This window comes from Mesorhizobium sp. M2A.F.Ca.ET.042.01.1.1 (assembly GCF_003997405.1).
In the GTDB taxonomy this organism is placed as follows: Bacteria; Pseudomonadota; Alphaproteobacteria; order Rhizobiales; family Rhizobiaceae; genus Mesorhizobium.
Genome location: NZ_RZRX01000180.1, coordinates 1 through 13,547 on the forward strand (window position 1 = coordinate 1; position 13,547 = coordinate 13,547).

The 13,547-nt window shown below is 62.5% G+C and carries 12 protein-coding genes and 1 pseudogene; 9 read left to right on the top strand and 4 right to left on the bottom strand.

Features of this window, described 5'->3' with window-relative positions; translation table 11 throughout:
* Positions 1 to 217: 217 nt before the first annotated feature.
* From EOA23_RS23645 to EOA23_RS23670, 6 genes are all read left to right on the top strand, one after another.
* Entirely contained in the window at positions 218 to 2,287 is a 2,070-nt protein-coding gene (locus tag EOA23_RS23645) for an ABC transporter ATP-binding protein/permease (protein WP_127305918.1), read from the top strand.
* A 335-nt stretch (positions 2,288 to 2,622) separates the two neighbouring features.
* Positions 2,623 to 3,048 (top strand): DOPA 4,5-dioxygenase family protein, encoded by a 426-nt coding sequence (locus EOA23_RS23650; protein ID WP_127305919.1) that lies wholly within the window; start codon positions 2,623 to 2,625, stop codon positions 3,046 to 3,048.
* Between the two features lie 455 nt (positions 3,049 to 3,503).
* Positions 3,504 to 3,779, top strand: coding sequence for a PepSY domain-containing protein (locus tag EOA23_RS23655; RefSeq protein ID WP_126061599.1), 276 nt, complete (start codon positions 3,504 to 3,506; stop codon positions 3,777 to 3,779).
* Complete coding sequence (locus EOA23_RS23660) at positions 3,757 to 4,347, top strand: cytochrome b/b6 domain-containing protein (protein ID WP_189341685.1); 591 nt, start codon at positions 3,757 to 3,759, stop codon at positions 4,345 to 4,347. The genes EOA23_RS23655 and EOA23_RS23660 overlap by 23 nt, the downstream gene beginning before the upstream one ends.
* 122 nt (positions 4,348 to 4,469) lie before the next feature.
* The gene (locus tag EOA23_RS23665) at positions 4,470 to 5,006 is read left to right on the top strand and encodes a cytochrome b (protein ID WP_127305920.1); all 537 of its coding nucleotides are present in this window, start codon (positions 4,470 to 4,472) and stop codon (positions 5,004 to 5,006) included.
* Positions 5,007 to 5,447: 441 nt separating this feature from the next.
* Positions 5,448 to 5,975, top strand: a complete 528-nt coding sequence (locus EOA23_RS23670; protein ID WP_127305921.1) for a flavodoxin domain-containing protein — start codon at positions 5,448 to 5,450, stop codon at positions 5,973 to 5,975.
* Between the two features lie 55 nt (positions 5,976 to 6,030).
* Here EOA23_RS23670 and EOA23_RS23675 read toward each other — a convergent pair whose 3' ends face one another.
* On the bottom strand, positions 6,031 to 6,381 hold the full coding sequence (locus EOA23_RS23675; RefSeq protein ID WP_127305922.1) for a hypothetical protein: 351 nt from the start codon (positions 6,379 to 6,381) through the stop codon (positions 6,031 to 6,033).
* A gap of 358 nt (positions 6,382 to 6,739) precedes the next feature.
* Here EOA23_RS23675 and EOA23_RS23680 point away from each other — a divergent pair, with 358 nt between their 5' ends.
* Both EOA23_RS23680 and EOA23_RS23685 read left to right on the top strand, forming a co-directional pair.
* Positions 6,740 to 8,779, top strand: a complete 2,040-nt coding sequence (locus EOA23_RS23680; RefSeq protein ID WP_127305923.1) for a hypothetical protein — start codon at positions 6,740 to 6,742, stop codon at positions 8,777 to 8,779.
* A 28-nt stretch (positions 8,780 to 8,807) separates the two neighbouring features.
* Complete coding sequence (locus EOA23_RS23685) at positions 8,808 to 9,362, top strand: hypothetical protein (protein ID WP_127305924.1); 555 nt, start codon at positions 8,808 to 8,810, stop codon at positions 9,360 to 9,362.
* Between the two features lie 101 nt (positions 9,363 to 9,463).
* Here the strand turns inward: EOA23_RS23685 and EOA23_RS23690 are convergent.
* The 3 genes and pseudogenes from EOA23_RS23690 to EOA23_RS23700 form a co-directional block, all read right to left on the bottom strand.
* A pseudogene (locus EOA23_RS23690) lies at positions 9,464 to 9,700 on the bottom strand (hybrid sensor histidine kinase/response regulator); the annotation flags it as partial.
* Positions 9,701 to 9,861: 161 nt separating this feature from the next.
* Positions 9,862 to 11,046, bottom strand: a complete 1,185-nt coding sequence (locus EOA23_RS23695) for an ImmA/IrrE family metallo-endopeptidase (protein ID WP_127305925.1) — start codon at positions 11,044 to 11,046, stop codon at positions 9,862 to 9,864.
* Positions 11,047 to 11,121: 75 nt separating this feature from the next.
* On the bottom strand, positions 11,122 to 12,159 hold the full coding sequence (locus tag EOA23_RS23700) for a hypothetical protein (RefSeq protein WP_127305926.1): 1,038 nt from the start codon (positions 12,157 to 12,159) through the stop codon (positions 11,122 to 11,124).
* A gap of 31 nt (positions 12,160 to 12,190) precedes the next feature.
* Between EOA23_RS23700 and EOA23_RS23705 the strand changes: the two genes are divergently transcribed.
* Entirely contained in the window at positions 12,191 to 13,516 is a 1,326-nt protein-coding gene (locus tag EOA23_RS23705) for an ATP-binding protein (protein WP_127305927.1), read from the top strand.
* Positions 13,517 to 13,547 lie beyond the last annotated feature (31 nt).

Below are 13,547 nucleotides of genomic sequence, written 5' to 3' on the forward strand. Positions count from 1 at the left end.
CCCACAGGGTCCACAGGCCGAACAACAAAAACAACCCAGCAGTTCGTGATGAACAAAAGCGTCCACGATGTCCCCGAACACCCGTTCACCTTGTCTCCAGCACAAACACAAAGGCGGGGGAGAGGTGGCCGCGAAGCGGACGGAGAGGGGGAGCGCCCTATGCGATTGGCCCGGCCGAACGCATGAAACCTTTTGATTTTTGGGCCGTTGTGCGGCGATGCCCAAGGCCAAAGCCAAACCGACGCCCGCAGGCGCCGCCACTTTGCGTGCGGTCCGCCAATCGCGCCCGCAGAAGCAGATAGAGAAGCCGAAGCCGCGGCAGGAGAAGCGACCCAGGCCGCGCGATGCCGAGCCCAAGGCTTCCGAGCAAAAAGCCCCCGCCGATGCCGCTCCCGAGGCCATCGGCCATGCCGGTTCGCCGCCGCCCGAGGCCGCCGAGCCGGGTCCTCAGCTTTCGCCCGAAGAGGCCGAGCGGGCGCGCAAGAAGTATCTTCTGCGGCGCTTCTGGATCAGCGGCCGCGGCTACTGGGGTTTACATGGCGACAGGCTCGCCTGGCCGCTGACGATCGGGCTGCTCACGCTAATCTGCGTCAATGTCGGTTTTCAATACGGCATCAACCGCTGGAACCGCGCGATCTTCGACGCCATCGAGCAGCGCGACGCCCACACCGTCTATTGGCTGAGCGCCATCTTCCTGCCGCTGGTCGCCGGCAGCATCAGCCTGGTGGTCGCCCAGGTATATCTGCGCATGACCATGCAGCGCCGCTGGCGCTCCTGGCTGACCACGGCGGTCATCCAGCGCTGGCTGGCCAGCGGCCGCTACTACCAGCTCAACCTCGTCAAGGGCGACCATGCCAATCCCGAGGCCCGCCTGACCGAGGATCTCAGGATCGCCACGGAATCGCCGGTGGATTTCGTCGCCGGCGTGCTCAACGCGTTCCTGTCGGCCTCGACCTTCATCGTGGTGCTGTGGACCATCGGCGGCGCCCTGAGCTTTTCGCTGGGCGGCTCGGTCATCACCGTGCCCGGCTTCCTCGTCGTCACCGCCGTCATCTATGCCGCCATCACCTCGACCTCGATGTTCTTCATCGGCCGCCATTTCGTCGAGCTTTCCGAGCAGAAGAACCAGACGGAAGCCGAGTTCCGCTACGTGCTGACGCGCGTTCGCGAAAACGGCGAGAGCATCGCGCTGCTCGGCGGCGAGGAGGAGGAGAATGCCGGCATCGACCGCAGCTTCGCCGCCGTGCTCGGCCGCTGGGCGCGGCTCACCGGCCAGCACATGCGCACCACGCTCGTCTCGCAAGGCTCCAGCCTGTTCGCGCCGGTCGTGCCGGTGCTTCTATGCGCGCCGAAATTCCTCGACGGCTCGATGAGCCTTGGACAGGTGATGCAGGCGGCCTCCGCCTTCGCCCTAGTGCAAGGCGCCTTCGGCTGGCTGGTCGACAATTATCCTCGGCTCGCCGATTGGAACGCCTCGGCCCGCCGCATCGCCTCGCTGATGATGTCGCTCGACGGGCTGGAGCGGGCCGAGGAGAACGACAGGCTGGGCCGCATCCAGCGCGGCGAGACCGAGGACGGCGCCATGCTCAGCCTCAGGAATCTCTCCGTGACGCTCGACGACGGCACCTCGGTGGTGAAGGAAACCGAGGTGGAGATCGAGCCCGGCGAGCGCGTGCTGGTCTCGGGCGAATCCGGCACCGGCAAGTCGACGCTGGTGCGCGCCATCGCCGGCCTCTGGCCCTGGGGCAGCGGCAGCGTCGATTTCCACCCGGGCAAGCGCCTCTTCATGCTGCCGCAGCGCCCCTATATCCCGTCCGGCACGCTGCGCCGTGCCACCTGCTATCCGGCCGCCGCCGACAATTGGAAGACGAAGGAGATCGCCGCTGCCCTCGACAAGGTCGGTCTCGGCTATCTAAAGGACCGGCTGGAGGAGGAGGCGCCGTGGGACCAGACGCTGTCCGGCGGCGAGAAGCAGCGCCTCGCCTTCGCCCGTCTCCTGCTGCATGCGCCCGACATTGTCGTGCTCGACGAGGCGACCTCGGCGCTGGACGAGAAGAGCCAGGACACGATGATGCAGACGGTGATGAAGGAGTTGCCCACCGTCACTATCATCAGCGTCGCCCACCGCGCCGAGCTGGAAGCGTTTCATACGCGCAAGATCACGCTGGAGCGGCGTGAGGGCGGCGCGCGGCTGGTCAGCGATGTCGACCTGGTATCGAGGAAGAAGAGGCGCGGCCTGATCCGGCGGGCGCTGTGGGGAAGCGGCGCGAATGGCGGCGAGGGGTAGGGGAGCGCCCCGAGCGCAATCGCGCAGGTCGCTCCCCCTCTCCGTCTCGGCTTCGCCGATCCACCTCTCCCCCGCCTTTGGCGGGGGCGAGGAAGCGCCAGTCGTCAAGGGCGCCGCCAGCTGAAAGCTTGGGTTCCTCGCCCCCGCAAAGCGGGGGAGAGGTGGCTCGGCGCGCGCCGAGACGGAGAGGGGGCAGCGCCTGCGTATGCGATTACGCGCCGCACCAACCCGCCGATGCTAAACAGTCTGTAGAGCGGCCAGCCGTTTCCAGGAAACGGATAACCGCCTACAGTCCCGCCGTTCAGGATGGAACCATCGGGGAGGGGAGCATCGCGATGAACGACGCCGCGCCACATAATCCGAGACAGCTTTCGGAGATCGCCAGCTATCACGCCCATATCTATTACGGCGATGCGGCCGAGCGCCGCCACGCCGAATGGCTGCGCGAGCGCATCGGCGAGCGTTTTCGCGTGCGGCTGGGCAATTGGCACGACAAGAAGGTCGGCCCGCATGACCAGGCCATGTACCAGGTCTCCTTCGCCACCGGCCTTTTCGCCACGCTGGTTCCGTGGCTGATGCTGAACCATGGCGGCTTGAGCATCCTGATCCACCCCAACACCGCCAATGCCAGGCGCGACCATCTCGTCGACCCGCTCTGGATCGGCCGCCCGCTGGCGGTGCATGGCGAGGTCCTGCCCGAGGAGGATCACGAGGCGGAAGCGGCGCTGGAGGTCAACACCGAACCGACGCTCGAGCTGTAGGAGCCCGCCGGACTAGTGGCACTGCACAGGGATTTTGAAAGGTTGCCGTTTGTCTTGGCGCAAGTCTTTCCGTTCATGTCCGTGAAATCAGCGCAAACGCCGGGGATTGGCTGAAGCCGCCCCAACCTCGTCATGTATGGACGGCCCCTCTTGCCCAAGAGGGGCCGTCCATACATGACGATCGCGATGGGCGTTTCGGCCAATCTCCAACGCATGCCACCTGCCAACGCAAACAGAGCCGACCGGTCAAAATCCCTGTGCAGTGCCACTAGTCGCAAATTCTAGCGATATCGGGCACGCCGCCCCGTTTTCCGCGCCGGCCACTCTTCTGGACCGGCTGTCAGTCGGTTGTCAGCTTGGATTCGCTATGCCTCGCCAATGACGCGCGCAAGCCGTCACGGCCTGTCGGTTGAATCCTCGGCCGCGCCGCAACCTCCCAACCGGATGGAGATCCCATGTATCGCACTCTTCTTATCGCCGCCCTCGCGGGCGTGATCGCCGGACCGGCGCTGGCCGCCGGCACCTGCAGCACCGCCGCGAAATCGAAGTTCCAGCCCAAGGCGACGCTCGAGGCGCAGTTGAAGGCCGAGGGCCTCAAAGTGCGCCAGATCAAGACCGAGAAGGGCTGCTACGAGGTCTATGCGATCGACAAGGACGGCAAGAAGGTCAACACCGCCTACAATGCCGAGACGCTGGAGAAGCTCGACAATGCCGAAGCCGGCGAGAACTGATCAGGCCTTGCCGGCACCGGCCCAGGCGCCCCGCGACGTGGTGCGCGTCTGGGACCGTGTCGTGCGCGGCTTCCACTGGGCGCTGGTGCTGAGCTTCGCCATCGCCTGGTTCACCCCGCAAAGCTTCGAGGACATCCACCACTGGGCCGGCTACGCCGCCGCCTCGCTTGTCGCCATGCGGCTGGTGTGGGGCATCGTCGGCACGCCCTATGCGCGCTTCTCGCAATTCGTGCGCCATCCGGCGACGGTGCTGCGCTATGTCGTTGCCATCATCAAGGGCAGCGAGGCCCGCTATATCGGCCACAACCCGGCTGGCGGCGCGATGGTGATCGTGCTGATGGCCATGATGGTGTCGGTAGCGGTCACCGGGTGGATGCAGACGACCGATGCGTATTTCGGCGTGTCCTGGGTGGAAGACGCGCACAGCCTCGCCGCGCACGGCCTGCTCGCGCTGGTGTTCGTCCATATCGGCGGCGTGGCGCTGGCAAGCCTTCGCCACAATGAAAACCTTGTTCGCGCCATGATTACCGGCCGCAAGCGCAAAGCCGCGCCGGCCGACATCGCCTGAACGCGCCCCGCACAGGGGCTACCGCGGGCGCCTGCCTGGACGCCGCGGAACCATATGAACGTTGCGCGCCGAGGCGTTCCCGGCCTCGGCATGTGCGCGCCTGACAAGACGGAGCAAGCCCGATGCGGCGCTATTCACAGATCACCATCGCGATCCATTGGCTTACGGCCCTGCTGGTCGTCATTGCCTGGTTCACTGCCGAGGGCGGGCGCCATGCGCGCGCCGACCCGCCCTACCTGCACTTTACCCTCGGCCTTGCCGTGCTGCTGCTGGTCGTGCCGCGCCTCTTGGCGCGCTGGCTGGGCGGTGCGCCCCGCGTCGAGGACCCGCAGAGCCGCTGGATGGACCTTGCCGCGCGCGCCGGACACACGGTGCTCTATCTGTTCCTCATCGCGCTGCCGCTGAGCGGCTGGTACGCCGCCTCGCGCCTCGGCATCCAGGTCTCCTTCCTGGGGCTGGACCTGCCGGCGCTCGCCGCGCCCGTGCAGGGTGCGCCGGGCCTGATCGCCGACCTGCACGAAACCGGCGGCACGCTGATCCTGTGGCTGGCCGGCGCCCATGCGCTGATCGCGCTATGGCACCAGTTCGTCATGAAGGACGGAACGCTGGAGCGCATGAACCCGCTCGCCTCGAACGAGCTCGCCGACAGCCGCGAATAGCAGCGCCCGGGCTGGACAGAAGGCTGCGGCAGCACATCGGCTGCGCAGCGGCGCTGGCGGTGGACACCGAGCCGGCACTTGATGCGCAGGGCCGGGTTCCGAGTGGCCGGCGCCTGTTGCCTGATGGGAGCACCCGCCCCGGCGCCGGCCCGGCGAACCTGCGTCCGCCGCAATATTCAAGATAGCTAAAAAACACCCGCCGCGGGATGGCGCGATCGCATAAGCCTTGGCGGATGGAAGTCGAGCCGCGTCGCATAAGGCAGCGCTACCCCGCTCCGTCCGTCGCGCGGACACCCCGGCATCCGCTGCGCCGCGAAAATCGGTGCGTGAAACTCCTTTCATGCGCTATGATGCGCTCCGCTGCATCGGGGCGCGGGCGTGCTGGGCGAGACGGCACTGGATTGTCCCCATCAATGCCTTTCCACCCCTCGGAGGGACATCGTGAACCTCTTGATTGTCTATGGAACGACTGAAGGGCAGACCAGGAAAGTCGCCGAACGGATGGCGACCGACATTCGCGGGCGCGGGCATCAGGTCGAGCTGCTGGACAGCGCGAAGTTCACGCCCGATTTGAAGCTCGGGCATTTCGACGCCTTCGTTATTGCCGCGTCGGTCCATCAGGAGCATCATCAGGAAGCCGTCACGACCTTCGTGTTCGCGCATCACGACCTGTTGAGCGGCAAGCCTTCGGCGCTGATATCGGTCAGCCTGTCGGCTGCGCTGGAAGGCCACGAGGCCGCTGCCCAGAAATATGTCGACCGCTTCGTCTCCGTGACGGGGTGGCAGCCGAGCATGACGCTTCTGCTGGGCGGCGCCTTGCGCTTCACCAAATACGATTACTTCCAGGAGCAATTCGTCAAATTCGTCGTCATGAAGGGCGAGGACCCAGGCCCCGGGCAGGATCACGAATTCACAGACTGGAACGCGCTCGCCGGCTTCACCGACCGGTTCCTCGCAACGATCGGCTAGGCATAGGCTGAGCCGGCCGGTCAAGCACCGGCGCCCGGCTCCTGCAAGCGCGCGGTCAGCGCCGTTTCGAAAGCCGGTCGAAATTGCGCCGCACCTGCCTGGCCGCGGGCAGCAGGGCAGCGGCCGCCGCTTCCATCGCAACCGTTCCATCGCAAAGCGCCGGGCTTTTGCCGGAAAGGACGTCAGGCCAGAAGCGCAGCGCTGCCTCGAGCATCTTTTCCTGCGCCGCGAACAGCCCTTGCGTTCCCGCAAGCGCCTTTTCCTGCACCGCCTGCAAGGCCTCTCGCCCGTTGGGTGCGTGGCTCATGGCATCCAGCACCAGCAGCGGCATCCGCATGCCGATCACCGCCGGCGCCAGCAAGAGATCGCTGCCGGAGTGCTTCCTGCGTTTTCTGCGGACGGGCATGGACACCTGCCTTCTTGTGCTGGGAACGATGGCGAAACTACGCGCCAGAGGCATGTTGGTTCCACGCGAGGGGTGCAACTGTGCCGGGAAGGGGACAAGCGGACCAGCTAAATATATTCAGATTTGCTAAATTAGCCTGTGCGACACGTCCTGTCTGTGCAGTTCACATTGAGGCCGCGCAATGGCCGTCACAATCCAAGCTGGAAAAGAATCTGAACACCGCCCGGCCGTTACTGGTGATGTTCTGGGAACACACCCGCGATAAAGACCGGCGGCGAGCGCTTCTACTGCTTGCCAAACCGGCGGCCGGCACATAAGCCTGCACATCTGCGATCATTGATCCTCGGGGGAGGGGCTTGTGGCGAAACCAAGACAGCTCGCGACGAAATGCGTGGCGTTGCGCCTCGGCGCCGCGATCCTCGCCATGCCGGTCGCCGACGCGCTTGCCGACAATGTCGTTCCGGACGACCAGATCGTGCAAGGAAGCCTCTGCGTCGGGTTCGACTGCGTCAACAACGAGTCCTTCGGGTTCAACACGATCGTCGTGAAGGAAAACAACACACGCATCTACTTCGACGACACAAGCACGAACGCCGGATACGCCGCCAATGACTGGGCGCTGATTGCGAACGATTCCGCTTCCGGCGGCGCCAACTACTTCGGCATCCAGGACGCGACGAACAATAAGATGGTGTTCCGCGTCGATGCGGGCGCGCCGGAGAATGCGGTCTATGTCAACAGCTTTGGCAATCTGGGCCTCGGCACGTCCAGCCCGGCTCTCGGGCTGCAGATAACCCGAAGCGACACGCCGGCGATCCGCCTGGAGCAGACAAGCGCCGGCGGCTTCACCGCGCAGACCTGGGACGTCGGCGGCAACGAGGCGAATTTCTTCATACGCGACACCACCAACGGCAACCGGCTTCCGTTCCGCATCCGGCCGGGCGCGCCGACAAGCAGCCTCGACATCGCCGCGAACGGCAATGTCGGCCTCGGCACCGCTTCCCCCGACAGCAGGCTGCATGTCTATGGAGCCGCCAACCAGGATACGTTCGAGACGATCGGCGTGTCCTCGGCCGCCAACGCGGATGCGCTGACTTTCGGCTATGGCGGCGCGAGCTTCGGCGTCGGCACCTCGCTGATCAACGCGCATTCGGCCACCGGCTCGAGCGGCCGGCTTCTGCTTGCCACCGATGGCGTGACCCGCATGACCATCGCCGCAAACGGCAATGTGGGCATCGGCACGACCGCGCCGGCCGCCGGCCTCGATGTCGTGGGCACCGTTCGCTTCGCATCGCTCGCGGGCTGCACCTCCGGCATCGGCACCAATGCCGCGGGCGACCTGGCCTGCATCAGCGGCGGCGGCGGAAATCCGCCCTATTACGACACGACCGCCTCGGGCGCGCAGCCGAACGCCAGCGGCACCAACTCCACCGCGGCAGGCTCCGGCAGCAACGCCAGCGGCACCAATGCGCTGGCCGGCGGCACCAACAACCAGTCGCAGGGCGACAACACCACCGTCATCGGCTCGAACAACAGCGTCACCGGCGACGATAGCGGCGCCTTCGGCACCGGCAACACCGTCAGGGGCAATGGCAGCTACGCGATCGGCGACCCCAATGTCGTCAATGGCGACAAGTCCTTCGTCTATGGCGACGACAATGCCGTCAACACCCCGAACGTCGCCGGCAACGGCAACGGCATCCAGGTCTTCGGCTCGAACAACATTGTCGCCAGCACCGCCAATTCGTCGGGATCGGTGGTGATCGGATCCGGCAGCACGGTCAACGCCACCAATGCGCTGGCATTCGGCAATGGCACGACGGTCACCGGCGCCAACGCGATCGCCATGGGGTCGGGCGCATCCTCGGGCGGCCTGAACGCCATTGCGATCGGCACCGGCGCCAGCGCCGCCTATGCGGGCTCGGCCGCCTACGGCTCGGGTGCGGTCGCGACAAGGCAGAACGAGCAGGTGTTCGGCACGGCAAGCAACACCTATTCGATGCCCGGCCTGACGTCGGCGGCCAGCTCATCGGCCCAGACCGGCGCGATCGAGATCGTCACCACCGACGCCAGCGGCCATCTCGCCTCGGTGACCCCGGGCTCGCTCGGCTTTTCCGATCCCGCGCAATTCAACAGCCTCAACTCCCGCATCGACAGCGTCGGCAGCCGCGCCTATTCCGGCGTCGCCATGGCGATGGCGCTGGCCGGCGCGCCGACCGTGCTGCCGGACGAGAAATTCGTCACCACCCTGAACTGGGGCACGTTCGAGGGCGCCAACGCCTTTGCGCTCAGCGCCGGCGCCCGGCTCGGCTCGCAGCTCCAGCTCAATGGCGGCATCGCCTTCGATCCCAACCGGAACATGGCCGGCGGACGGCTGGGCCTCAGGATGAGCTGGTAGGAAGCGCCGGCGCGCCAGGATGATCCCGATGCGAACAGTCACGATTCTCCTGGCGGCGATGCTGGCCATGTGCGCCGCCGCACCTGGCCTTGCCCAGACGCAGACCCAGGCGCCGGCGCCGGGCAAGAAGAAGGCGGCGCCACCGGCTGCGCCCACCGCGCCCGCCTGGCCGGCAAACGCCGCGCAGGCGATCTACCTTGCCCGCAGCACGATGATGGCTCTCCAGCAGGCGGTGGAAACAGGCAATTTCACCGTGCTGAGGGACATGGGCTCGCCAGGCTTCCGCGCTCAGAACACCGCCGCCGACCTGGCGATCAGGTTCCAGGCGCTGCGCCAGTCCGGCGCCGACCTGACGGCGGTTGCCGTCGTCGCCCCGCAGCTCTCCACGCCGCCCTTTCTCGATCCCCAGAAGCAGCTGCACCTTGTCGGCCTGTTTCCCACGCAGCCGCTGGAGATCGATTTCGACCTGTCCTTCGAAAACGTCGACAACCGCTGGCGCATCTCCGCCATCGGCGTGACGACCGCCCCGGCGCCGAAAGGGCAGGATGCGGGAGATGCCGAGAAGGGGAAGGCGGCGAGGTAGAGCGTGGGCGAGGTGGTCGGGATTTAGGAGATCACTGCCGAGCCAACTTTCACCGCACAGGCTTAGCGCTGAGATTCAGCGGTGGCGAGCACGCCGCTTGGCAGCGGCTCGAGGTCATTCCACAGCTCCGCCCAGTTCTCCCGCCCTGGCCGGCCCAGCGCGCGCGGGTCGCCGATGGTCGGCGCATAGGCGTCGTTGTAAAGCGCAACGAAATCCGGCCCACAGAACAGCACGACCTGCGCTTCGGCCGCGAGCATCAGGTCGACCGTGGCGCGAAGGCTGGGCGTCCACGCCTCAGGCAGCCCGAGCGGGCTCGTGTCCCAGCGATAGCCGCGGATCAATCCCCGACCTCGCCAGTGACCCGAGCCCGTGCGCTGAGCCCATCCACCATCGAGGCATAAGCGCGCGAGGGAGATGGTCCGTGGGGTGAGGGATTTTTGGAACGGGGAGGGGGAACGACAACCTGATGCTTTTGCACGGAGGCTGAGTATGCGCTAGGTCATATAGTGTGTTGAAGCCCGCCTGGGACTAATGAGCGCGTGCGGCCCTCTTGGGCTACTTCCCAATCCTCCGGCAGTTTCAGAGACAACTCCTCGAAAGGCCAGACCCTCATGATTGGTTCTAGTTCCAACAACACGCATTTGAGTACGTTCCGGGCAGAACTGCAGAAATCTAGTCGGGTCTGATAACTCGCAATTTGCAAAACATTCCTGTGAGTGATTTTGTCCGCACGGTCGACAAAATCAGGGTGAGTATTGAAGTGTGGATTGTAGAAAATCTTTTCCTTGACCTTCCTAAAAATTTCGATCGACCCAAGGAGCAATATGCCGCCAGCTCCGCTCCAGAGGTATGGGTTCGGTAAAGGATACCCCTGCATTTCTCGATACGCAAAAGTTCCTTCTATGGTCTCGCACAGCTTGGCCGCAAACGAATCCGCTTCGAATTCTTCGCTCCTAGAGTCGCTTGAGCCGTTGAGTTGCCGACCGTGAGCGAGGCAGTGGTGTCCAAGTTCATGAGCGAGCGCAAAAATCTCCATGGCAGCCGCCATCTGTTCAACAAAAAGTATTTCATCCTTGGTTGATGGCTTAAACTCAGTAAGGCAATGAGTTCCCGTCAACGCGTATGAAGTGAAGATGCGCCACCAATAGAACAGCAGGTCGGGATTTCGACGCAATTTGAGACGTAAGTCATTCTCACTGTACTCCATACCTGTCGCGAAGGGCAGCAGGTTACAGGTTCGGACATACGCCCTAGCGATCAGGCCACAGTAGCGCGTGAAATGTGTTCCCATAGCGATGATAGTTTCGTCGGTCATCGGAACGTTGATCGTTGAAACCAACGGGCCAGCTTTTGGCTCCACGACGAAATGAGCTTCGTCGGCCAGCAGTCGATCTGCCGGTGACAATCCACTCATCAGCGGCTTGAGTAACCGCTCCAACATTGCTTCGGAGTTGCGGTTTACACCTTCGCTTGTAACTGGCGCAGAAACAGACCTCTGACGAGTTCCATCCTCCAAAGCCTCGATGTCGGTTGCATGCCACCCGGCATCAAGGAAAGCCTGCCTTACGACCTCGCGGTCCGTATCGCTTATCGAATATTCCGGATCTTGGAACGATGACCAGTCGTTAGCTCTGGCTCTAGCTAATAGTTGAACCCACAAATCGACCGCCGCAGCCTTTTTCATGATTACTCGTTTGGGTTGATAGGCTCGCAAATTCGTCCAGCGGCCTATCGAATCAAAAGCGGGACGCGAACACAATCAACAATTGGAACACGGTGGGTGATGAACACCGACTGTTACCAAATTCTCCACAGGGCGCAGCGTTCGGCCTTCGACTCGATCAAGGCGATAAGTCCGGGCATCAATAACGCTCGCGACATATTCGTCTTGGGCGGGCAAAAAACCAACGGGTAGAGGGTTAATTGCGTTCGGGTTATGAACAACAACCATCCTAGCCGGCAGATCCATAACCGCAAATTCATCAATATCGACCGCCCAAATCGCACTGATAGGAGCAAAGCGCGGATCGAGAAACGTATCGGCGGGAACGGGTTGGCCAACCGGCTTGTGAATCAAATACCGTTGCTGATGCTCAGGCTCCGATGCCTCTAGCGTTTCGCGATTGATCCGCACCTGAAGTGGGCCAACTGCAAATGTCGCCTCAACCGCGAACGGAAACTGACTAATACCGATCAACGCTTGCAATGCGCCGCCTAAGCCACGCAAGAGACGTCCGTTGATCGCTATCACGTAGCAGTCACGCGGGCCAACGATGCCGTTGGCAAGATAGCCGTTGGCTCCGGGTAGATTTCCAAGTAAGACCTCCGCCTTCTGCTTGATGGCGGCAGTCCACCGAAGAAGGATTGCTTCATGTGGAAATTCGCGAACGCCGTCTGTGGCGGAGAGCCAAGCCTCTGGGATGTTTGCAGGAGTCGGTGCAATCACCTCAATCCAGATACGCCTTCCATTGTGGTTGATACAAAAGTCTGGCCCAATAGCTTGATGGGTGAAGTCAATGCCAGCTGTTGTAAGTTGATGAGCCAGCAACACTTCGGAAAGTTGCTGATAATAGGTGAAATCGTCAGGCGAGCAAAGCCTTTGTTCAGCATTGCCATCCCCAAATCCGCTGTCGAGATAATTTTGGCATATCTCTATCAAGCGCTCGCGCATGGCCACCATCTGTTCGCTGTCTTGAGGGAGGCGCCGTTCAATCGCAATTCTAACCGGCATGACCTGCACCTGTGGTAGCGTTTGAAGCCCGCTCTGTGTACTAACTTCACCGCGGATGATAATCATAGAACCTTAATATGTCGCCGAGGCGCTTGCAGTGGCAAAGATAGAAGACCTTAAACAATTATTTCAACTTCAAAACGAGACACTCGCAACAGAATTCAAGTCTTGGCTCGATCTCGCTGTTCCAGCGGGTCGAGCGCCACTCGCCAAGGCTGCCATCGCGCTCGCAAATCATGGAGGTGGAACTATTGTCATTGGAATGCGCGAAGGCATCAACGCTCCTATCGGTTCCTACCCTCGGCCAGCTCAAATTGGCCGGTACACGGCCGACGCTATAAATGCGGCAATAAATAAGTACGCGGATCCTCATATTCACTGCGACCTGGTCCATTTGACTCATCCAGCATCGGGCAATGAGCATGCGATCGTAATTGTGCCGGGCGGCCAAATTGTTCCAGTAATGGCAACCAAGGGTACCGACGGAGAAATCCTCGCTCAGAAGGTTTACATCCGAAAGCCAGGTCCTAAAAGCGAGGAGCCGTTTACGGCCGAGGAATGGCGAACACTCCTCGACAGATGTGTACGCGCTAACAAGGATAGCCTGCTCGAAGCAATAAGGGGCATCGTACAAGGGCGCTCACTAGATTCATTGGCGCGGGAGCAGATCGACGAACTGTTAAAGTTCACAGACGACTCGCGGGACAGTTGGAAAATGCGTCTGGTGCCATTGCCCAAGGATGATCCTGCGCGCTTCCCTCTTGGGCACTATGAGCAATCGTCCCAGATTTTGGGTGTAGAGCCTGCGTCGGGACTTAGAAGTCTGCTGGAGAATCTACGGAAGGCAAGCGAAGTCAGGTTGACCGGATGGGGTCCGTTTGTGCTCCTTGAGCGGAAGCCGATTGGACCAGTACCCGTAGGCGAGGTGATCGAGACCTGGGTTGGTACTCCGAGCGAAAAAGCTAGGGATGGTCGACACTGTGATTTTTGGCGTGCTCGGCCAGACGGCTTTCTTTACGAAGTTCGATCTTACGACGAGGATTTCACAGAAAAGGCTGAGCCGGGAACGTCTATCGATTTGACGATGCCAGTTTGGCGCATCGGCGAGACACTGCTTTATGTTGCGCGCCTTGCTAGGTTGTTTGGTGAGGACCCCGAGATTTCGGTGCGCATTCAATACGATGGCTTGAAGGGTCGACGGATGTCGGCCCTGTTTGATTCGCGTTACCTTAGCTATGAACGCGAGTGTTTTGTCGACACAGTGAAAATGCAGGGGCAAGCGCGAGCGTCCATCATCGAGGACAACCTTGCTGAAGTGCTGGTTTCGCTACTCAGACCGCTTTACGACGCGTTCGACTTCGCTCCTTTGTCACCAACCATGGTGAGCAAAGAGATCGCAAAGTTTCGAAACAACCGTTATTGAATTCGATGGTGGCGTGGCCCCACTCACCCCC

Coding starts and splice junctions, on each gene's coding strand:
- EOA23_RS23645 (WP_127305918.1), top strand. CDS start 218: ATGCCCAAGGCCAAAGCCAAACCGACGCCCGCAGGCGCCGCCACTTTG.
- EOA23_RS23650 (WP_127305919.1), top strand. CDS start 2,623: ATGAACGACGCCGCGCCACATAATCCGAGACAGCTTTCGGAGATCGCC.
- EOA23_RS23655 (WP_126061599.1), top strand. CDS start 3,504: ATGTATCGCACTCTTCTTATCGCCGCCCTCGCGGGCGTGATCGCCGGA.
- EOA23_RS23660 (WP_189341685.1), top strand. CDS start 3,757: ATGCCGAAGCCGGCGAGAACTGATCAGGCCTTGCCGGCACCGGCCCAG.
- EOA23_RS23665 (WP_127305920.1), top strand. CDS start 4,470: ATGCGGCGCTATTCACAGATCACCATCGCGATCCATTGGCTTACGGCC.
- EOA23_RS23675 (WP_127305922.1), bottom strand. CDS start 6,381: ATGCCCGTCCGCAGAAAACGCAGGAAGCACTCCGGCAGCGATCTCTTG.
- EOA23_RS23685 (WP_127305924.1), top strand. CDS start 8,808: ATGCGAACAGTCACGATTCTCCTGGCGGCGATGCTGGCCATGTGCGCC.
- EOA23_RS23695 (WP_127305925.1), bottom strand. CDS start 11,046: ATGAAAAAGGCTGCGGCGGTCGATTTGTGGGTTCAACTATTAGCTAGA.
- EOA23_RS23700 (WP_127305926.1), bottom strand. CDS start 12,159: ATGATTATCATCCGCGGTGAAGTTAGTACACAGAGCGGGCTTCAAACG.